Genomic DNA, 20,550 nt, shown 5'->3' with positions numbered 1-20,550 from the left:
AGCTCAGCTTACTATATTGGGGCAGAAGCTCTCCCTACGCGGGCCGGGATTTGAACCGGCATCCTGAAAGGAATTGAAATGACCGGAATCAACGATTTCATCGACAATGAAGTAAAGACCAACGACGTCGTGCTGTTCATGAAAGGCACACCAGGTTTCCCACAGTGTGGTTTCTCCGGTCAGGTCGTGCAGATTCTCGATTATCTCGGCGTGGATTATAAGGGCGTCAACGTTTTGGCTTCCGATGAAATCCGTCAGGGCATCAAGGATTACTCCAACTGGCCAACCGTTCCTCAGCTCTACGTAAAGGGCGAGTTCATTGGCGGTTGCGACATCGTGCGCGAAATGTTCCAGTCGAACGAATTACAGACACTTTTTAGCGATAAAGGTATTGCTACTAAGGCAGCTTAAAGATTAATTACCGTAGTTCGGCTTTTGCCTCAGCATTTTTCGAAAGGCGCCGTAAAATGGCGCCTTTTATATTGCGCGAAATATCACACATAACTGGCTATTTTAATTGTCTGGCCTATTTTCAAAGCTCTGTCTACGGCAACGCCTGCATTTTTACCTGTGCGTTGCTTGATCAAGGAATAAACAATGCCGCTCGATATTCATAAGAGTTCGTCCAACCAACAGACGTCTGTACGTCCGCGTGGCGAATTCATTGCGCTTATTGCAGCAATCATGGCAATCAACGCACTTGCCGTGGACATTATGTTGCCCGGCTTGCCGCAAATCGGTGCGAGCCTTGGTGTTCTTTCCGAAAATCATGCGCAATATGTGATTACCGCATATTTGCTGGGATTTGGCGTATCGCAGCTATTTTACGGTCCATTGAGCGACCGTTTTGGCCGTCGTGCACCTCTTTTTGTCGGTTTGGCAATCTACATTCTGGCGGCAATTGGCGCTGCTTTTGTGACCGATTTTACAACGCTGATCATCCTGCGTGTGCTGCAAGGTCTGGGGGCGGCAGCGACGCGCGTAATTGCGGTTTCGGTTGTACGTGATCGCTTTGCAGGTCGCCAAATGGCAGAAGTCATGTCGCTTGTCATGATGATTTTCATGATCCTGCCGGTGATCGCACCTGCCACGGGTCAGCTAATCATGCTGTTTGGCGAATGGCACCTGATCTTCCTATCGATGGCCATTATGGCGGCGGTTGTTGCAGTCTGGGCTTATATCCGCTTGCCAGAAACCCTGCCCGTTGACCATCGGCGTCCATTGACCGTGAAAAGCATCATCGGTGGTTTTGGCATCGTCTTGTCTAACCGCGTTGCCCTTTTCTACATGCTCGGAACATCGTTCATTCTCGGCGCTCTGTTTGGTTACATCAATTCAGCGCAGCAGATTTTTGTCGATATTTATAAGCTGGGCACAATGTTCCCGCTGGCTTTTGCAGCGGTTGCGATGACACTTGCACTCGCATCTTTCCTTAATTCGCGCCTTGTCGGTCGCTATGGGATGCGTCGCATATCGCAGACAATGCTGCTGGTATTTGTCAGCTTCAGCCTGCTTTGGGTTGTCTTATCTCTGAGTTTTACCGGCCCTGTACCATTCTGGCTGCTCATGATCATCTACATGACGATCATGTTCTCGTTCAGCTTGATAACATCAAACTTCAATTCGCTGGCCATGGAGCCACTTGGTGAAGTCGCAGGCACTGCATCGTCCGTTCTGGGTTTTGCACAGACAGTTATCGGCGCAGCATTGGGTGCTGCAATTGGTCAGGCCTTTGACGGAACAACAACACCCGTTGCAGCGGGTTATTGCGTGCTAGGGTTCATTTCCTTCATCTGCGTGATCATCGCCGAGCGCGGTAAATTATTCAAACCGCACAACAAACCAGTCTGATAAAAAAGCCCACAAAAAATGCCGCATTATAAAATGCGGCATTTTTTAATTTTTCTTTTCAGCATGTCGTTATCGGATCGAAGCGGGATCAGAAATCAGTCCTGTGGACTGATTTCCCCGCGAAGGCGGTTCCCACTTTTCCGCGACATGCTTTAGCGGGCTTCTTTCTATTCTGCAAAGAGCGTTTGATGAATTGCTTTCCAGCTTTCTTTGTCCGGAGCTACCAGCAAACCGCCACCTACATGCGAAGGCAGGTACGGGCTTTCATCCCAGCGGGCGAGATAGCCACCAGCTTCCTGATGAATGAGTGCACCCGGGAGATGATCCCAAGGCATCAACTTGTTGTAGCAAGCGAAATGCGCGCCCCCAGTCGCGATGATGCGATATTCATGCGCCGCACAGCGATAGCCGATCTGCGACAGAAATTTCGTGTGATTGCGTGCGAGGCGCGAGCGGATTGGCTCCTGCGTATATTGCCATGACACAGAACCCGTCATCTGCGAAATATCCGCAGGTGCCGCGACCTTCACAGAACTTGTCGAGCCATTGGCATAACGAATGTGCGCGCCGCCGCCCTTAGAAGCGAGTATCCAGTCCTTGCCGACGGGATCATAGATAATACCGGCAACAGTCTCGCCTTTTACGACAACCGCCAGCATCACGCCAAAAAGTGGAACGCCTGAAGCAAAATTGAAGGTGCCGTCGACGGGATCGATGGTGAATGCGAGGTCTGCTTCACCCAAACCGTTGAGCAAAGTTTCATCATCGGAACAAGCTTCTTCGCCGACGATCAGCGCAGTGGGAAAACGTTCTTTAAGATGCGCAGTGATAAAGCGCTCCGCATTCACATCGGCTTCGGTAACCAAATCAGCAGCGGAAGTCTTTTGACGAATATCGCCCTGGCCCAATTGCCGAAACCGCGGCATGATTTCCGCATTGGCGGCTTCTGCCAAAAGCTCAGCCAGCCAATCAATCTGTTTTTCTTCAAACTGCACGATCAGTCTCCACCTCAGAATTGGTCATCAAACCAGCAAAATCAAACAAATTACGATCAAGCAGATGGCTTGGGCGCACATTGGTCATGGCGCGGATCATCGTATCTTTACGACCCGGCATCCGCTTTTCAATGTCGGAAAGCATCGCCTTCATCGCATTGCGCTGCAAACCTTCCTGACTGCCGCACAGATCGCACGGAATGATCGGAAATTGCATAGCGTTTGCGAATTTTTCCATATCGTCCTCCGCTACGTAGGCAAGCGGGCGGAAAAGCATAAGATCGCCTTCATCGTTCAGAAGCTTTGGCGGCATGGCAGCCAAACGGCCACCATGGAACAGGTTCATGAAGAAGGTTTCGAGAATATCTTCGCGGTGATGGCCAAGTACGATTGCCGAGCAGCCTTCCTCACGCGCGATCCGGTAAAGGTTGCCTCGACGCAGACGTGAGCAGAGCGAGCAGTATGTGCTGTTTTCAGGAAGCTTTTCAGTGACGATCGAATAGGTATCCTTATATTCGATGCGATGCTCGATCCCATAACGGCTCAGGAATTCTGGCAGAATATGCTTCGGGAAATTCGGCTGCCCCTGATCGAGATTGACGGCCAGCAATTCCACCGGCAGCAGACCGCGCCACTTGAGATCAAGCAGCAGTGCCAGAAGCCCATAAGAATCTTTGCCACCAGACAAGCAAACCATCCAGCGCTCCCGAGGCAAACCTTCATTGGGTTTCACCATGGCAAAGTCGTCTATCGCCTGACGTGTCAGTCGCAGCAAGCGCTTGCGCAGCTTATTGAATTCAACCGTTGCCGGAACATCGCGGAAAAGCGGATGGCAACCATCAAGACTGGCATCTTCTGCGATATTAAGATCGATAGCGTTCATGATGCTTCCCGCGAACATGAGAGAAAGTATGTCTACATACAAAAAAGCCGCCCTTGGGGAAACCAAGGGCGGCCATTTATTTGTCGTTCGTAAGCCAGAAGCTCAGAATTAACGCGAATAATATTCGACGACGAGGTTTGGTTCCATCTGAACAGCGTATGGAACGTCGCCGAGAACTGGAACGCGTGCGAAGGTCGCAACCATCTTGTTGTGATCAACTTCAACGTAGTCAGGAACATCGCGTTCTGCGAGCGCAACAGCTTCGAGAACGATCACGAGCTGCTTCGACTTTTCGCGAACTTCAACAACGTCACCAGCCTTGAGGCGGAACGACTGAATGTTGACGCGACGGCCGTTTACATTAACGTGGCCGTGGTTGATGAACTGGCGTGCAGCGAAGATCGTTGGAACGAACTTTGCGCGGTACACAACAGCATCCAGACGCGATTCGAGCAGGCCGATGAGGTTTTCACCGGTATCGCCCTTGCGGCGAGCTGCTTCGTCGTATGTCTTACGGAACTGCTTTTCCGAGATATCGCCGTAGAAGCCCTTGAGCTTCTGCTTTGCGCGGAGCTGTACACCGAAGTCGGAAAGCTTGCCCTTACGGCGCTGACCGTGCTGGCCTGGGCCATATTCACGACGGTTTACAGGGGACTTTGGGCGACCCCAGATATTTTCACCAAGACGGCGGTCAATTTTGTACTTGGAAGATTCGCGCTTGCTCATCACATTTCCTAAAGAGTTAAAGCGCCTTGCGGCGCAGACAGGAAACGCGCCCTCCTCTGCCTCTGATTCAGGGACTGACAGAATGAAGCGCGCAGCTGCGATCTACATTCACGGGACACGTCAAATGAAACGCCGGAACGATTAAGCTCCAGCGATGGCGGCTTTTAGTCATTGGAGTGTCGTCTTGTCAAGACAAAAGCCCACTTTTGAGCCATTTGGCTATATATAACGCTGTGCCATCAAGCGTGAAGGAACGGCAGGCGATGCTTAAACATTAGACAATGCGGCTTGCTGACAAAAGAGGTAAATATGGCCATTTCCTTCGCTTTCCCTCAAAGGGCGTTCATTATTGGAGCTCTCACCGCGGCCATCATACTGCTACCCGGCGAAAGTTTTAGGGAGGCGAAAGCTGAAAGCTTCATTGAAAGAGTATTGAGCGGGAGTAACAAGCACACGCATGCACAAAAACGCTTTACGAAAAAACGTACGAACCGGAAGGCTCAGCCCAAAACCTCTCCCGTAATAAGCGCAGTTCCGATTCCTACCCCGTCGCCTCGACGGGAAGAAGGAAAAGAACCGGTTGAGGCACAGTCTACACCTACGCAAACTGAAACTACGCCTCTGCCAGAAAAAAAACCGGAGAAGCCGGCCGGGATAACCAACCCAGAGAGCGCTAAACCTGAGCCCAAAAAGCCTGAACGCATCTATCAGGTGTCGTGTCCGGCACTGATGACCGAAGATGTGAAAGGGAAACTTCTGCCACCCATTGAAGATGGATCGCAATGCAGTGCACGCTCGCCGCTTTCACTCACAGCAATTGGTAAAGTCGAACCTTTAAAGTTTGCAAATCCCATTACAACCAATTGCGCCATGGCGGTCACACTGGCTCAATGGGCTGGTGACGTCAAAAGTGCCGCTCAAAACGTCTATGGAAATGACATTAAAATAACAGAAATCGGCACCGGGTCAGATTATCAGTGCCGCAACGTCAATGGCGCATCAGAAGGCCGCGTTTCAGAACATGCTTTCGCCAATGCGCTTGATATTATGTCGTTCACATTTTCTGATGGTTCCAAAACCGAACTCGAAAGTGGCTGGAACGGGTCGGAAAAAGAAAAGAAATTCTGGCGTGCTGTGCATGGCGCAAGCTGCAAGCTGTTCATGACAGTTATCGGCCCAGAGGGCGATGCAGCTCACCTAACCAACATGCATCTTGATCAAGGTTGCCACGGCAAATCCTGCCTTGCTCGAATCTGCCAGTGAGTTATTCTGTGCCTACAACGATAAGACATAATTCGTCCCAACGACATTAATAATATTGCCATTATCGATTTTGCTCATCGCATTTTGCGCAGAGCCTTTTAAAGGAACGATCCATGAAATCGACCAGAATAATACTTTTTGCAATTTTAACACTTGGCGTCACAGGTGCCGCCTGTGCTGATACAGTACCGAAGCGCTCCAAGGACTTCACAGGCAATTATCAAACACTGGTGAAAGACCAACAGGCATCACCCCAAATTGCGGGCTGCATTGCATCTGCTTACGATTATGTGAAAAATAGCAAAAAGTATGATCGTCTCGGCTTCACGAAAGACGATATTGCCAACGCAACCACAAACGAAAAATCATCGAAATTCAGTGCTAAAGACGGCCGGAAAGTATCAGCCATTATTTCAGTGCCAGGTGAAGCACGCAACAAAGCTGGAGGCTGGGACGGTATTTCAGTTCGTTGCGGCATTACTTCCGGCAAGCTGAAAGCGATTGAGATTGTGGCGACCAAAGCCATAAAATAGAACTATTGTGGAGCGACTGACTTTTATCAGTCGCTTTTCTTATCATCTACATGTTCCGGAAGACCTTTGTGCTTCGTCTCCGCAAAGTCTTCCAATTCCTTTTCGCTCATGGATTCGTACATCTCTTTGGAAGCGCCGATTAACTCGCTCTTTTTGATTTCACCGCGTTTGGCGGAAAGTGCGGCACCAGCTGCTTTTTGCTGAGCTTTCGATTTGGCTGGCATGTTCCTTCTCCTATATTGGCAAGAAGAACGAAAAACGGCTTATCTGGTTCCCTAAAAGTTCACAGCTTTGTCGAAACGCGAACGGGCATCGCGCATCTGCTCGCGGTTTCTCACGGCCCACTGCCCCAACACATCTATCGGCACCGCCAGCGAATGGCCGAGGTCGGTAAGCGAATACTCGACTTCAGGCGGCGATGTTGGGCGGACGTGACGTGCCACGAGCCCGTCACGCTCAAGCGAACGCAAAGTGACTGTTAGCATCCTTTGAGAAATGCCTTCAATCGAGCGCCGCAAGGCGTTGAAACGCATTGATCCCACCTGCAAATTGAAAACAACCAGAATGCTCCATGTGTCGCCCACGCGGTCCAGCACTTCGCGGATAGGGCATGATCCATACCCGTCTGAATCAGGCCGAAAGGCGGCGGTAGATGATAATAACGGCGCGATGGCATTTGGTTCGTTTGTATTCTTCATTTTGATCTTCAGCTAAGCGCAATGCTTTTTCCCTTGGCGGCCCTGCCCAAAGCGCGGTTACTTCCATGTAACTTGAACATGAATAAGTGCGTTCTTCACAAGACTTTTCAATTCGGCTACTCAGTTACCATAAAGAACCTGATTATGAAATATAACTTTATGGTTACAATTAAAAGGAACATATCATGTCTAAAATCGCATTGATCGGCGCAACAGGTTTTGTAGGCGCTGCCGTCCTCAAAGAAGCCGTTTCACGCGGCCACACTGTTACAGCTCTTGTCCGCAACACTGACAAAGTTGCAAAACTCGACAATGTTACGGCCGTAAAAACTGATATATTCGACACCGACGCTCTTGCGAGCCAGCTGGCTGGTCATGACATTGTCATTTCAGCGTATAATCCAGGTTGGACAGATGCCAATATTCGCGAAAACCACATCAAGGGTAGCCGTTCTATCAATACCGCAGCAAAGAAAGCTGGCGTAAAGCGTCTGATTGCCGTCGGTGGTGCTGGTAGCCTCGAAATCAATGGCCAACAGCTTGTAGATTCGCCTGAGTTTCCGGCAGATTGGAAAGAAGGCGCTTTGGGCGCACGTCAAGCGCTCAACGAACTGCGCGAAGAAAATGAACTCGACTGGACCTTCGTTTCGCCAGCTATCATGCTGGAACCGGGTGAACGAACTGGCAAGTATCGCCTTGGCGCAGATCAGCCTGTCTTTGACGAAAAAGGCGAAAGTAAAATTTCTGTCGATGATCTGGCGGTTGCAATTATCGACGAGGCCGAACAGGGAAAGCATATCGGTAAGCGTTTTACTGCTGCTTATTAAAATCACTGTATACCGGGTGGGCGACTGCCCGGTATCCTCAAGGTAACCCGATCACCTTTCAGTGCGTTCTTAACAAGAGGCATGAAGCAGCTTAACTAAGCTTCAACTGCCAACAGATTGATGGAACGCCATGGAACTCGGTATTTACACATTCGGCGATATTGGGCCTGATCCTGAAACCAATCGCCCCCTTTCGCCACAGCAACGGTTAACAAATCTTATTGAAGAGATTGAACTTGCTGATCAGGTTGGCCTTGATGTGTTCGGGGTCGGTGAGCATCATCGCCCAGACTACGCAGTTTCTGCGCCACCGATTGTGCTGGCTGCAGCAGCGACACGCACAAAAAACATCAAGCTAACGAGTGCTGTGACGGTTCTGTCTTCGGATGATCCTGTTCGGGTCTATCAGCAATTTTCCACGTTAGATCTTCTCTCCAATGGTCGTGCAGAAATCATGGTAGGACGTGGTTCGTTCATCGAGTCATTCCCGCTCTTTGGCTATGATCTCGATGATTACGATACGCTCTTTGCTGAGAAGCTTGATCTTCTTCTCAACATTCGTCAACATGAGCAGGTGAGCTGGACAGGAAAGACGCGTGCGCCGATTGACGGGCGTAGTGTCTATCCCCGCGCCTTGCCAGATTCTTTGCCTATATGGCTCGCAGTTGGTGGAACGCCGGCATCGGTTGGACGTGCGGCACTTCTCGGTCTGCCATTAGCTATTGCCATCATCGGCGGGTATCCGGAGCGTTTTTCACAGCTGACAGATTTCTATCGTGAAGCTGGCCTCAAAGCTGGACACGCGCCAGAACAGCTCAAAGTTGGAATCAACTCCCACGGCTATATCGCTGAAAACTCTCAACAAGCAGGTGATGAGTTCTACACGTCATATGCTTATGTGATGAGCAAACTCGGACATGAGCGCGGTTGGCCGCCAACCACCCGAGAACAATTTGACGCTATGTGCCAACCGCGAGGATCATTGCTCGTCGGAAGCCCGCAGCAGGTTATCGACAAGATCCTCGATCAACAGAGCTATTTTAAACATGATCGATTTTTGTTGCAGACGGCTTTGGGCAATCTGTCTCATAAACATACGATGAAATCGATTGAGCTGTTTGGCACCAAGGTTGCGCCAGAGCTTCGCAAATCGCTAAACCAAAAAGCGTCCGCATAAGTAAAAAGGCCGACCAATCAAAATTGGCCGGCCTTTTTTATTAAACAAGTTCAACGTCTACGACGCCGGGAATTGCTTTCATTGCGCTGGCAATTTGTGGACTGACCCGATAGCGGTGCGGCAGTTCAATCTCGACCTCACGCTGTCCGTCCTCTTTGATCACGATAAAGCTCACCTCCCCGTCGCCGCGCGTATTGAAATGCGGAATAATCGATTTCAGCGATTGAGCTGAACGAAGGTATAGCCGAAGCGCCTTCTGCATCGCACAGGCACGATCTTCCAGCGATTGCACGGTCTGAATGCGCAAGCCAATGCCTTCTGGACGGTTTTCAGCGGACACTGTGATCACTACAGATTTACCGCTCTCCAACAGATCACGATATTGGGCAAGACCTTCGGAGAAAAGTACCGCTTCAAATTGGCCACTGGCATCGGATAATTGGACAATGCCCATCTTGTTGCCCGTACGCGTCTTACGCTCCTGCCGAGTTGTCACCGTTCCGGCAAGACGACCCGCATTCGCGCCGCGCTTCACGGCTGCGGAGAAATCGGCCCAGCTTTGCACGCGCATGCGATCAAGTACCTGACGATATTCATCGAGCGGATGCGCAGAAAGATAGAAACCGACCGCCTGAAATTCGCGATGCAGTTTTTCTGATGGCAACCATGGAGCAGCTTGCGGCAGGATCAACTGTTCTTTCGGTGCGCCCGAAAGACCGAAAATATCGGACTGGCCGCTTGCTGCATTTTCCTGCGTGCGCTGCGCAAAGCCCATGATCCGATCCATGCCAGCGCTCATCGCAGCACGATCACGACCAAAACAATCAAGTGCACCTGCATTAATCAAGCTATCCAAAACGCGACGGTTGACAATTTTCGGATCAATCCGCTCGCAGAAATCTTCCAGGCTTTCAAACGGCTTTTCTGCCCGCACATCGACTATATGATCAACTGCAGCTTCACCGACGCCCTTGATGGCTGCAAGTGAATAGAAAATTTTCTTCTCACCAACTTCAAACGAACGATAGGAGGTCATGACAGAAGGCGTCACAACATCAATTGCCAAACGATTTGCATCACGCCGGAAATCATTGAGCTTATCGGCGTTCGACATATCATAAGTCATAGACGCAGCGAGGAATTCGACTGGATAATGCGCCTTCATATAGGCTGTCTGATAGGACACGATCGCATAGGCGGCAGCATGCGACTTGTTGAAGCCGTAATCGGCGAACTTTGCCAGCAGGTCGAAAATCATATTCGCCTGCGCTTTATCGACACCGCCCTTAATTGCACCATCAACAAAACGGACACGCTGCTTGTCCATTTCCTCACGGATTTTCTTACCCATTGCGCGGCGCAGAAGATCAGCTTCACCGAGCGAATAGCCGGAAAGCACCTGCGCGATCTGCATCACCTGTTCCTGATAAACGATAACGCCTTGCGTTTCTTTGATCAGGTCATCGATTTTCGGGTGAATGGAAGCAATCTCTTCCTCGCCGTTCTTGCGCGCATTGTAGGTCGGGATGTTCTCCATAGGACCCGGACGATAAAGCGCGACGAGCGCGATGATGTCCTCGATGCGATCCGGGCGCATGCCAAGCAGCGCCTTACGCATGCCAGCACTTTCCACCTGAAACACGCCAACAGTTTCGCCGCGTGAAAGCATTTCATAGGTCAGTTCATCATCAAGCGGCAGACGCGACAAATCGATGTCTATGCCTTTACGGGCAACCAGCTTAACCGCTGTTTGGAGAACTGTCAGAGTTTTCAGACCAAGAAAGTCGAACTTGACCAGTCCTGCCTGCTCAACCCATTTCATGTTAAACTGCGTGACCGGCATATCGGAACGCGGATCACGATACATCGGAACGAGTTCTGAGAGCGGTCGGTCGCCGATGACTATACCGGCAGCGTGCGTGGAGGCGTGACGGTAAAGCCCCTCAAGCTTGAGCGCCATATCGAGCAGACGACCGACAACTGGTTCCTTCTCGCGCTCTTCATTGATTTTTGGCTCGGTCTCAATGGCCTGTGCCAGCGATACCGGGTTTGCCGGGTTTTGCGGCACCAGCTTACACAGCCGATCTACCTGTCCGTACGGCATTTCGAGAACGCGGCCCACATCGCGCAATACAGCGCGCGCCTGCAATGTACCGAAAGTAATAATCTGCGCGACCTGATCGCGACCATATTTTCCCTGCACATAACGAATAACTTCTTCGCGACGATCCTGACAAAAATCGATATCGAAGTCGGGCATCGATACGCGGTCGGGATTGAGGAAGCGTTCGAATAGCAGCGAAAAGCGCAACGGATCAACGTCGGTGATTGTCAATGCATAAGCAACAAGCGAACCCGCACCAGAACCACGACCCGGGCCTACCGGAATACCCTGCTGCTTCGCCCATTTGATAAAGTCCGCAACGATCAGGAAGTAACCCGGGAACTTCATGCGGGTGATAATGCCGATCTCATAGTCGAGACGCTCTGCATATTGTTCTTCGGTATAGCCTTCAGCAAGACCGGCTGTTTCCAACCGCATCTTCAGGCCTTCACGCGCCTGACGCGCAAGCTCATTGGCTTCTGCCTCAAGACCTTTTTCGGGATCGTCGGACTCGCCCGTAAAGCGCGGCAGAATAGGGTTGCGGGTTTGTGTAAACCAGCTGCAACGCTCGGCAATTTCAATCGTATTTTCGAGGGCTTCCGGCAAATCCTCAAAAAGCACGGCCATTTCGGCACGGCTTCTCAAATAATGATCAGGCGTCAAACGGCGACGATCATCGTTGGAAAGGATTTGGCCTTCGGCGATCGCAAGAAGCGCATCGTGAGCCTCGAAATCCTCGGCCTTAAGGAAAAACGCTTCATTGGTCGCGACCAAGGGTAGTTCCATTGCATAGGCAAGTTCAACGGTCTTCACTTCAAGCGCACGGTCGTAACCAGCCTGACGCTGCAACTCGACATACAGACGGTCACCAAATGCATTTTTGAGGAAAGCCAGACGGCTTTCTGCGCGATCAGCACGGTCAGCAGCAAATGCACGCCCAATTGGGCCAAGCGGACCACCGGAAAGAACAATGACATCCTCTGAAAGATCAGACAGCCAGCTTGCATCGACATGGACGGGATCACCCGAAGGCGTATCCATAAATGCGCGGCTAACGAGCCTGACTATATTTGCGTAGCCCTCCTCGGTCGAAGCGAGAAAAACCAAAGGCGCCAAATCAAGAACAAGCCTGCGATTCACGCTGCGGCTATTATCATTATGGTCACCAAAAGCGACGTCCAGCTGACAGCCAATGATCGGCTGCAAACCATCCTTTGAAGCCTTCTGAGCAAATTCCAGAGCGCCAAAGAGATTGTTACTGTCCGTTATCGCGATGGCCGGTGCTTCATCGGCAATCGCCTGTTTGATGATCTTGCCGACAGGCAACGCGCCTTCCAGCAAGGAATAAGCAGAGTGCACCCGCAGATGAACGAAACGAGGTGACGACTTACCCGCGCCCGCGCCAATGCTTGCTGTATCACTCATACTTTTCCCCGATCTTTACAGGCCAATGCACTTGCAACACGATCATAGCGAAATCATGTTTTTTAGCACCAGCCAAGTGCAGCTCATGTTTTTAAGACTTTTACATCTTAAGATTGGCACACGTTAACGGGCGACTCTTAACGCCCATCAGCGTAGTTTCGGGGAATACGGTAACGATGTCCAGAGTTGCTTCGTTACTATCAATCGGGTTCACAGAAGAACCCGTTTCACATTTTCAGATTGCACTCACCCAAATAGCGAAAGTCGCAACGAACAGGCTGACGGAGACGAAAGATAAAACGTCGTAGACGAGATCGGTCATATGGATAACTCCTCTTTGTTCACGTATGTTTATTTTTTGTTCCATTTTTGTTCTAAAGTCAACACTGTTATTGAGGCCGACCGCTATTTAAGGTTTATGAAATATAAACAACAAACGCCGGTGGGATGACCACCGGCGTTGTATAAATAACAAGCAGACAAAGCTTTCAGCTGTATCAGAGCGCCGATTATAAGCGCCTAACGATACGACCCTTAGAGGTCTACGACCTTGCCGTCTTTCAAGGTTACACGCCGGTCCATGCGACGAGCCAACTCATGATTATGCGTTGCAATCATCGCGGCCAATCCAGACTGACGAACCAGTGCTTCAAGTGCGCCGAAAACATACGACGATGTTGTCGGATCGAGATTGCCTGTCGGCTCATCAGCCAACAATACGAGCGGCGCATTGGCCACCGCACGCGCAATGGCCACGCGCTGTTGCTCACCACCAGAAAGCTCTGACGGGCGGTGCGAAGCACGCTTACCGATCTTCATGTAATCAAGCAACTGCTGTGCGCGAACGGTTGCGGCCTTCTGTGCCAGGCCACGGATCATCTGCGGCATCATCACGTTTTCCAAAGCGGAAAACTCCGGCAGGAGATGGTGGAACTGATAGACAAAGCCGACATCATTGCGACGAACTGCCGTGCGCTCGTCCTCCGACAAGGATCCGCATGAACGGCCATCAAGAATGACATCGCCACTGTCCGGGCGTTCAAGCAACCCAGCAGTATGAAGCAGTGTTGACTTACCTGCACCCGATGGGGCGACGAGGGCCACCATTTCGCCGCGATGCAGCGTGAAGTTCGCCTCGTTCAGAATAACGAGTTCACGATCAGCTTCTTTATAAGCACGGCTAACATTTTCCAGACGCAGAATGACTTCAGCCGCCATTATTCATACCTCAGTGCTTCGACCGGATCGAGCTTGGCAGCGCGCCATGCTGGCAAAATGGTGGCGATAAAAGAAAGAACCAATGCCATCGCAATGACAGACAATGTTTCACCAACATCCATTTTCGCAGGCAGCGTGCTCAGGAAATAAAGTTCCGGATTGAACAGGGTTGTTCCCGAAAGCCATGAGAAGAACTGGCGAATGCGCTCGACATTGAGGCAAACGACAACACCGAGAACGACACCAGCCAATGTGCCAGTCACACCAATGGCGGCACCTGTCATCAGGAATATACGCATGACGGCGCCACGCGTTGCGCCCATGGTTCGCAGGATCGCGATATCGCGCCCTTTATCCTTCACCAGCATGATAAGACCGGATATGATGTTGAGCGCTGCCACAAGCACAATCAACGTCAGGATCATAAACATGACGTTGCGCTCGACTTGCAAGGCAGAGAAAAACGTTTGATTACGCTGACGCCAATCGACCATAGAAATCTGGCGAGCTGCGACCTCCTCCACAGGCGCGCGCATGGCGTCAACCTTGTCTGGATTATCGACAAAGATTTCTAGCGATTGCACCTTGTCTTCCTGATTGAAGAAAAGCTGCGCCTCGGTCAGCGGCATCATAACAATAGATGCGTCATATTCCGACATGCCGATCTCGAAGATTGCAACAATCGGATAGGCCTTGACGCGCGGATTAACACCAAAGGGCGTCACATCGCCATCAGGGGAGATAACGCGCAGCGTATCGCCGATGGAAAGGCCAAGATTTTCAGCCATACGTGTGCCAATGGCCACGCCACCGCTCTGATCAAACCCCTGCAGGGTGCCCTGCTTGATATTATCGGAAACCAGCTTGAGCTTGGCGAGATCTTCCTCACGAAGACCGCGAACAAGAGCACCGGTTCCAGCACCGATATTGCCCTGCACCAGAGCCTGACCTTCCACCACAGGAATGGCGAATTTCACACCCGAAATGCCATCGATGCGTGTGATCAGGCTTGCATAATCATCGAGCGGCCGATCTATTGGCTGCATAATGAGATGACCGTTGATCCCAAGAATTCTGTTCAGAAGCTCAGCGCGAAAACCGTTCATCACCGCCATAACGATGATGAGCGTAGCCACGCCGAGCATTATCCCAGTGAAGGAAAAACCAGCAATAACCGAAATAAACGTTTCGCGGCGGCGCGCACGCAGATAGCGCCATGCGATCATCCGCTCATAAGCTGAAAATGGGCCCGATGAAGGCGCTTTATTAGGTGCCTTCTGCTTGCCGTCAGATTTTACTGCCGCCGCACTGCTCATATTTAAGCCGTCAATAGGTTGATTGCTGCTTCGATGGTAAGGTTCTGACGTTCACCAGTCTTGCGGTCTTTAACTTCAACTTCGCCAGCAGCAACGCCACGTGGACCAACGATCACCTGATAAGGCAAACCAATCAGATCCATGGTCGCAAACTTGGAACCAGCACGGTTGTCTGTATCGTCCAGCAGCGGATCAAGGCCAGCATTTGTAAAGGCGGTGTAGAGCTGTTCGCTCACGCCATCACAAGCTTCATCGCCTGCCTTCATGTTGATAATGCCCACACCGAATGGCGCAATCGACTTTGGCCAGATGATGCCAGCTTCGTCATGGAAAGCTTCAATCGCAGCGGCGACCAGACGCGATGGCCCAATCCCATAAGAACCCATCGAAACAAAATGGTCTTTGCCATCCGGTCCCTGCACCTTTGCACCCATGGCTTCCGAATATTTTGTGCCAAAATGGAAGATATGACCAACTTCAATACCGCGCGCCGAAACCTGATCATCGGCTTTCACCGCTGACCAATCGGCTTCGTCGTGCATTTCGTCGGTTGCCGCATAAGGCGTCGTCCAGCGATTGACGATGTCCGTAAGCTGCTCGTCATTGCGGAAATCGGTGTCTGCGCCCGGGACGGCCAAATTGAGATAGGCTTTATCGCAATAGACCTGGCTTTCGCCTGTTTCAGCAAGAATGATGAATTCGTGCGAAAGATCACCGCCAATTGGGCCAGTATCAGCGCGCATAGGGATCGCCTGCAGACCAACGCGGGCGAACGTGCGCAGATAAGACACGAACATGCGGTAGTAAGCCATCTTCGCGCCCTTGTAATCGAGGTCGAACGAATAGGCATCTTTCATCAAGAATTCACGTGAGCGCATCACGCCGAAACGCGGACGCACTTCATCGCGGAACTTCCACTGAATATGGTAGAGGTTGAGCGGCAGGTCTTTGTAAGAGCGCACATAAGAACGGAAAATATCCGTGACCATTTCCTCATTAGTCGGTCCGAAGAGCATTTCGCGCTCCTGACGGTCCTGAATGCGTAGCATTTCCTTGCCATATGCATCATAGCGACCGCTTTCACGCCACAGTTCGGCGGACTGGATCGTTGGCATAAGGATTTCATTTGCGCCAGCGCGGTTCTGCTCTTCACGAATGATGTCACAGACCTTGTTGAGCACTTTCAGACCAAGCGGAAGCCATGAATAGATGCCTGCCGACTGCTGACGGATCATGCCCGCGCGCAGCATCAACCTGTGAGAGACAATTTCAGCCTCTTTTGGGGTTTCCTTCAGAATGGGCAAAAAATACTGCGACAGACGCATCGTGACCACCGATCAAGAGAGAGATTACCTGAACAACAACCAAATGCATGGAGAATCAGGCAAAAATTAAGCAAATCTGTCGGTTTCATAACGGGTTATACCGCGGTTGAAAACCCGCCCCTTTACTGTTTGCTAACCAAGTTTTTTTATGGCCCACAACAATCATCCATCGAGCCCTGAAATAGACATCAAAACAGTAGGGTTTAGATTCATATTAAATTTCAATGTTTTATATAGTTGGCATATCATTCGAGTAAAAATTGCGAAGGAAATATGACGTACTGAAAGATTTTTGGTGACAAAAGCTGTGCAGTCCGCTATTTTTTTCATCAATAAGCATGACAGCGGAAATAACCGTTGTTTAACGCGGTCAAAGTCTTGGGAGGATGGATCCAGGCGCGATATGTCGCTGCCGCCGGTAAAATGGAAACGGGTCGAACGCGTATTCGACTAGCAAGGCGAAAGCCTTGCTTTTTTTTTGGCTTTACCAATAGCAAGCGACAACTTCCAAACAGTTCATTGATATTATTATATTTTTTGATTGTGCGTATTTTTTGCGATGACCGTGCCAGCATTACATTATGGTCGTGAAATAGCGTTCCGAATTTCACATCGAAATCCGATATATCGAATCTCTAATTTTAAATAGATTCAAATAGTTATACTGAATTGATCAGTTTTAGATTCACGCAAGATCAAGCGTTTTTCTTATAGAAATGCCCCCTATCAATCTGGCGCCTAAAAATTAGGCACGAGATTAGAATTCAATAAAATGAAGAGGGAGGTTTCTGCTGTTATTTCAGATCGGGAAAGAAATGCGGAATATCATCAAGACCAAAGCCTTGCACCTGCGTCAGATAATAATAGAGGCCGAAAATGGCGGACGCTACGACAGTTGTGCGAAGAAAAGCGCGTCCGATGCGTGGTTTTGCTGGCGCACTGGCGACGGTGCCCAATGTCACATCATTTTCCTCCGCTTGTGTGCGTAGTCCCACGGGCAACAGCGCAAACAATGTGACCCACCAGAATATAAAATACATCGCGATGCCGGAAACGATGGTCATCTCACGCCTCCTCAAGCTCGATCAATGTTCCGTTGAAATCCTTAGGGTGCAGAAAAAGGACCGGCTTTCCATGTGCGCCGATCTTCGGTTCGCCATTACCAAGAACACGCGCGCCTTCCGCCTTCAGGTGATCACGCGCAGCAATGATATCTGAGACCTCGTAGCAAAGATGATGCATCCCGCCCGAAGGGTTCTTTTCAAGGAAACTTGCAATGGGCGACCCCTCGCCCAATGGTTCCAGCAGTTCGATCTTGGTGTTTCCAACATCGATAAAAACCACCGTAACGCCATGATCCGGCAAAGCCTCGGGTGCTGTTACTTTTGCACCCAACTGGCCGCTGTAAAGCGCAGAAGCGACCCGAATATCAGGAACCGCAATTGCAACATGGTTCAGGCGTTCAAGCATCTATTTCCTCCTCCAGAAAACAGATTTACTTTATCCGGTTGATGAACACCGTCACTACCGGCTTTTTGCCCCATGCTTCATTTGTCGCAGCGCGAACAGCACGACGAACGGACTCACGAACCACTTCGAGGTCTTTACGGCGCGCGCGCGGAATGCTGTCGATGGCCTCAATAGCGGCATCAAGCAGAATATCTTCCATGAGATCACCCTGCCCGTCTTCTTCCGGCAAGCCAAAAGCGACCAGATCAGGTTCGTCCATGATCTTGAAATCACGGTCGAGTAGAACGGAAACGGCAACGTGGCCGACATAGGCAAGCTTACGACGCTCAACCATGCCGATTTCGTCTTCGTCACCGATCAGCTTGCCGTCTTTGTAGATACGGCCAACCGGAGCTTCATCGATAATTTCAGCCTTGCCGGGAGCAAGACGCAGCATATCGCCATCGCGCACCTGTGCGATCTCTTCGATGCCTTCCATAGCGCCAAGCGAACCCTGAGCGACAAGATGCGCTGCTTCGCCATGAACAGGCACGAGAATGCGCGGACGCACCCATGAATACATGCGCTTCAATTCACTGCGGCGCGGATGGCCCGAAACATGCACAAGCGCATCATCATCGCTGATCAGCTTGATGCCCTGATCGATCAGCTTGTTCTTGATATCAAGAATGGCCTTCTCGTTGCCCGGAATTGGACGCGATGAGAAAATGACCGTGTCACCAGCTGAAAGCGCAATGCTTCGCATTTCATCACGCGCAAGTTTGGCGAGTGCGGCTCGCGGTTCACCCTGACTGCCCGTGAGGATCATCACGACATTTTCTCGCGGAATATAGCCGTAATCATCTTCGCTCAGGAATTCTGGTAGTCCTTCCATGTAGCCAAGCTCAGCCGCAACAGCGATTGTGCGCTTCATCGAGCGCCCAACCACCAGCACCTGGCGGCCCGCATCGCGTGCGGCTTCGGCGATCGAGCGAATACGACCAACATTGGACGAGAAGGTTGTGATCGCCACGCGACCGCGAGCCTTCTCGATAAGTTCGCGCAGACTTTCGCCCACTTCACGCTCAGAAGGCGATTCACCTTCGCGCATCGCATTGGTGGAGTCACAGACGAGCGCCAGAACGCCCTGATCGCCGATTGCGCGGAAGCGTGCTTCGTCAATCAGCGGCCCCATCGACGGATCGGGGTCCATCTTCCAATCGCCTGTATGAACAACTGTGCCAAGCGGCGTGGTAATCGCCAGCGAAACAGGTTCGGGGATCGAGTGCGTAACGGCAATCGCCTCAAGCTTGAAAGGACCGACTTCGAAAGTCTCGCCCGCCTTGAAAACTGTAATCGGAATTTCAGGGGCGCGAATTTCTGAATGGCACTTGGCTTCAAGCAAGCCAGCAGTAAATGGAGTTGCGTAAACAGGCGCTTTGAGACGCGGCCAAAGATCAAGCAGCGCACCATAGTGGTCTTCATGCGCGTGGGTAATAATAATACCGCGCAGATTATGTTTTTCAGCTTCCAGAAAGCGGATGTCCGGCAGGATAAGATCAGCGCCGGGATGTTCAGGACCAGCAAAGCTCACGCCCATATCAACCACGATCCATTCGCGATTGTTTTCCGGACCATAGCCATACATGGCGAGGTTCATGCCGATTTCGCCGACACCACCCAATGGCAGGAAGACAAATTGCGTCTGTGTTGAGCGGGGCATAATGCCTCCCTGTTATTTAAAGCGCATCTTAATCTGACGCGATCAGATCGGCGCTCCAAAAGGTTTTTCAACACGCATCTTATCCGAAAGCCGTTTCACACCTTTCGGGATGCGCTCCAATTAGAATTTATTATGCCCCTGTTGGACCTACTATCGATAGTTTGCAAGCCCGTAACAGCAGATTGAAAGGCCGATTGTTCACATATATTCGATCAAGAACCAGCTTTGACCGATGCAGCCGTTCCAAAATAGACGTCGCCCGCCGTCACCGGCACGCGTGTTCCATCATCCTCGCGGATGACGAGACGGCAATCCGAATCGATAGTTTCAAACACGCCTTCAACGATCCTGCCATTCAACTGCATAGCTACAGGCTGCCCCAAACCATGGGCGCGCTTCAGCCAAAACTCGCGGATCGTGTTGAGGCCTCGCCCCTGATCCCAGATACGGTGATAGTGGCACCATGCATCGGACAGCGCCAGAAATAGCGTGGCTGCATCCGTATTACCGCCCAATCCATTGATTGAGGTTGCGGCATATGGCAGGCCTTCGGGTGCGGCTACGACATTGGTGCCCATTCCGACCGCTATTCCAAAGCGTCCATCAGACAGCAATGTGGATTCGAGAAGAATGCCGGAAAGCTTTGCACCATCGACCAGAACATCATTCGGCCATTTGAGTGCAACATTGACTTTTGAAGCAACGGCCGGCGGCAAAACCGCGTCAACAGCGTCAGCAAGTGCTAAACCCGCGACAAAACCTAAAGTAGCGGCAGTTTTGGGATCAAAACGATCAACCAGCAGCAGGGTTGCTGCAAGATTACCTTCAGGCGCGGACCATGCACGGCCACGTCGCCCTCGTCCGCTCTCCTGCTTGGGAGAAACGGTCCAGAGGCGCCCAGCATCACCGGCATTAGCCTGTGAAAGCGCCTCTGCATTGGTAGAACCAACAACTGGCAAAAACTCCAGTCGATATCCGTCTGCTAAAGCCGCAGGTGCCAGCGTGAAACGATTGCCATCACCTGCGGCCTTATTCAT

19 protein-coding genes are annotated in these 20,550 nt (G+C 51.1%); 6 read left to right on the top strand and 13 right to left on the bottom strand.

The features are described from left to right. The first annotated feature begins 78 nt into the window (after positions 1–78). The gene (grxD, locus tag U2P60_RS13875; protein ID WP_313828391.1) at positions 79–411 is read left to right on the top strand and encodes a Grx4 family monothiol glutaredoxin; all 333 of its coding nucleotides are present in this window, start codon (positions 79–81) and stop codon (positions 409–411) included. A gap of 186 nt (positions 412–597) precedes the next feature. Continuing rightward, positions 598–1,851 carry a multidrug effflux MFS transporter gene (locus U2P60_RS13870; protein WP_313828390.1) on the top strand — a complete coding sequence of 418 codons (1,254 nt, stop codon included), beginning with the start codon at positions 598–600 and terminating at the stop codon, positions 1,849–1,851. A gap of 167 nt (positions 1,852–2,018) precedes the next feature. Here U2P60_RS13870 and U2P60_RS13865 read toward each other — a convergent pair whose 3' ends face one another. From U2P60_RS13865 to rpsD, 3 genes are all read right to left on the bottom strand, one after another. Next, positions 2,019–2,846, bottom strand: a complete 828-nt coding sequence (locus U2P60_RS13865; RefSeq protein ID WP_313828388.1) for an inositol monophosphatase family protein — start codon at positions 2,844–2,846, stop codon at positions 2,019–2,021. Then, positions 2,836–3,729 (bottom strand): tRNA 2-thiocytidine(32) synthetase TtcA, encoded by an 894-nt coding sequence (ttcA, locus tag U2P60_RS13860; protein ID WP_413573052.1) that lies wholly within the window; start codon positions 3,727–3,729, stop codon positions 2,836–2,838. Before ttcA ends, U2P60_RS13865 begins: the two co-directional genes overlap by 11 nt. Before the next feature lie 108 nt (positions 3,730–3,837). Further along, complete coding sequence (rpsD, locus tag U2P60_RS13855) at positions 3,838–4,455, bottom strand: 30S ribosomal protein S4 (RefSeq protein ID WP_250039668.1); 618 nt, start codon at positions 4,453–4,455, stop codon at positions 3,838–3,840. A gap of 309 nt (positions 4,456–4,764) precedes the next feature. Here rpsD and U2P60_RS13850 point away from each other — a divergent pair, with 309 nt between their 5' ends. Then, positions 4,765–5,718, top strand: a complete 954-nt coding sequence (locus U2P60_RS13850; protein WP_413573051.1) for an extensin family protein — start codon at positions 4,765–4,767, stop codon at positions 5,716–5,718. A gap of 113 nt (positions 5,719–5,831) precedes the next feature. Further along, positions 5,832–6,251, top strand: coding sequence for a type IV secretion system effector BspC (gene bspC / locus U2P60_RS13845; protein WP_413573050.1), 420 nt, complete (start codon positions 5,832–5,834; stop codon positions 6,249–6,251). Positions 6,252–6,277: 26 nt separating this feature from the next. Here bspC and U2P60_RS13840 read toward each other — a convergent pair whose 3' ends face one another. Both U2P60_RS13840 and U2P60_RS13835 read right to left on the bottom strand, forming a co-directional pair. After that, a complete protein-coding gene (locus tag U2P60_RS13840; protein WP_313828381.1) occupies positions 6,278–6,475 on the bottom strand; it encodes a DUF3008 family protein in 198 nt (65 codons plus the stop codon). Between the two features lie 51 nt (positions 6,476–6,526). Further along, positions 6,527–6,949, bottom strand: a complete 423-nt coding sequence (locus tag U2P60_RS13835; RefSeq protein ID WP_413573049.1) for a winged helix-turn-helix transcriptional regulator — start codon at positions 6,947–6,949, stop codon at positions 6,527–6,529. Between the two features lie 185 nt (positions 6,950–7,134). Between U2P60_RS13835 and U2P60_RS13830 the strand changes: the two genes are divergently transcribed. Together U2P60_RS13830 and U2P60_RS13825 are read left to right on the top strand one after the other, a co-directional pair. After that, positions 7,135–7,776: an NAD(P)-dependent oxidoreductase gene (locus U2P60_RS13830; RefSeq protein ID WP_413573048.1), complete on the top strand. Its 642-nt coding sequence runs from the start codon at positions 7,135–7,137 to the stop codon at positions 7,774–7,776. Positions 7,777–7,906: 130 nt separating this feature from the next. Beyond that, positions 7,907–8,953 (top strand): LLM class flavin-dependent oxidoreductase, encoded by a 1,047-nt coding sequence (locus tag U2P60_RS13825; protein WP_413573047.1) that lies wholly within the window; start codon positions 7,907–7,909, stop codon positions 8,951–8,953. 40 nt (positions 8,954–8,993) lie between these two features. Here the strand turns inward: U2P60_RS13825 and dnaE are convergent, their stop codons facing one another. The 8 genes from dnaE to U2P60_RS13785 all read right to left on the bottom strand — a co-directional run bounded on the left by dnaE (position 8,994) and on the right by U2P60_RS13785 (position 20,550). Then, positions 8,994–12,482 carry a DNA polymerase III subunit alpha gene (gene dnaE / locus U2P60_RS13820; RefSeq protein WP_413573046.1) on the bottom strand — a complete coding sequence of 1,163 codons (3,489 nt, stop codon included), beginning with the start codon at positions 12,480–12,482 and terminating at the stop codon, positions 8,994–8,996. 534 nt (positions 12,483–13,016) lie between these two features. Beyond that, the gene (locus tag U2P60_RS13815) at positions 13,017–13,700 is read right to left on the bottom strand and encodes an ABC transporter ATP-binding protein (RefSeq protein ID WP_413573045.1); all 684 of its coding nucleotides are present in this window, start codon (positions 13,698–13,700) and stop codon (positions 13,017–13,019) included. After that, entirely contained in the window at positions 13,700–15,016 is a 1,317-nt protein-coding gene (locus tag U2P60_RS13810) for a lipoprotein-releasing ABC transporter permease subunit (RefSeq protein ID WP_310010415.1), read from the bottom strand. The genes U2P60_RS13815 and U2P60_RS13810 overlap by 1 nt, the downstream gene beginning before the upstream one ends. Before the next feature lie 2 nt (positions 15,017–15,018). Then, complete coding sequence (gene proS / locus U2P60_RS13805; protein WP_413573044.1) at positions 15,019–16,341, bottom strand: proline--tRNA ligase; 1,323 nt, start codon at positions 16,339–16,341, stop codon at positions 15,019–15,021. Between the two features lie 794 nt (positions 16,342–17,135). Continuing rightward, complete coding sequence (locus U2P60_RS13800; RefSeq protein ID WP_310010418.1) at positions 17,136–17,405, bottom strand: DUF1467 family protein; 270 nt, start codon at positions 17,403–17,405, stop codon at positions 17,136–17,138. Between the two features lies 1 nt (position 17,406). Beyond that, positions 17,407–17,811: a methylmalonyl-CoA epimerase gene (mce, locus tag U2P60_RS13795; protein ID WP_313828374.1), complete on the bottom strand. Its 405-nt coding sequence runs from the start codon at positions 17,809–17,811 to the stop codon at positions 17,407–17,409. 25 nt (positions 17,812–17,836) lie between these two features. After that, on the bottom strand, positions 17,837–19,513 hold the full coding sequence (locus tag U2P60_RS13790; protein ID WP_413573043.1) for a ribonuclease J: 1,677 nt from the start codon (positions 19,511–19,513) through the stop codon (positions 17,837–17,839). A 212-nt stretch (positions 19,514–19,725) separates the two neighbouring features. Continuing rightward, positions 19,726–20,550, bottom strand: coding sequence for a biotin--[acetyl-CoA-carboxylase] ligase (locus U2P60_RS13785; RefSeq protein WP_413573042.1), 825 nt, complete (start codon positions 20,548–20,550; stop codon positions 19,726–19,728).

The sequence above is a fragment of the Brucella sp. H1_1004 genome, assembly GCF_047308065.1.
Lineage (GTDB): Bacteria > Pseudomonadota > Alphaproteobacteria > Rhizobiales > Rhizobiaceae > Brucella > Brucella pseudogrignonensis_B.
This window is presented reverse-complemented; position numbering and strand designations above follow the sequence as displayed.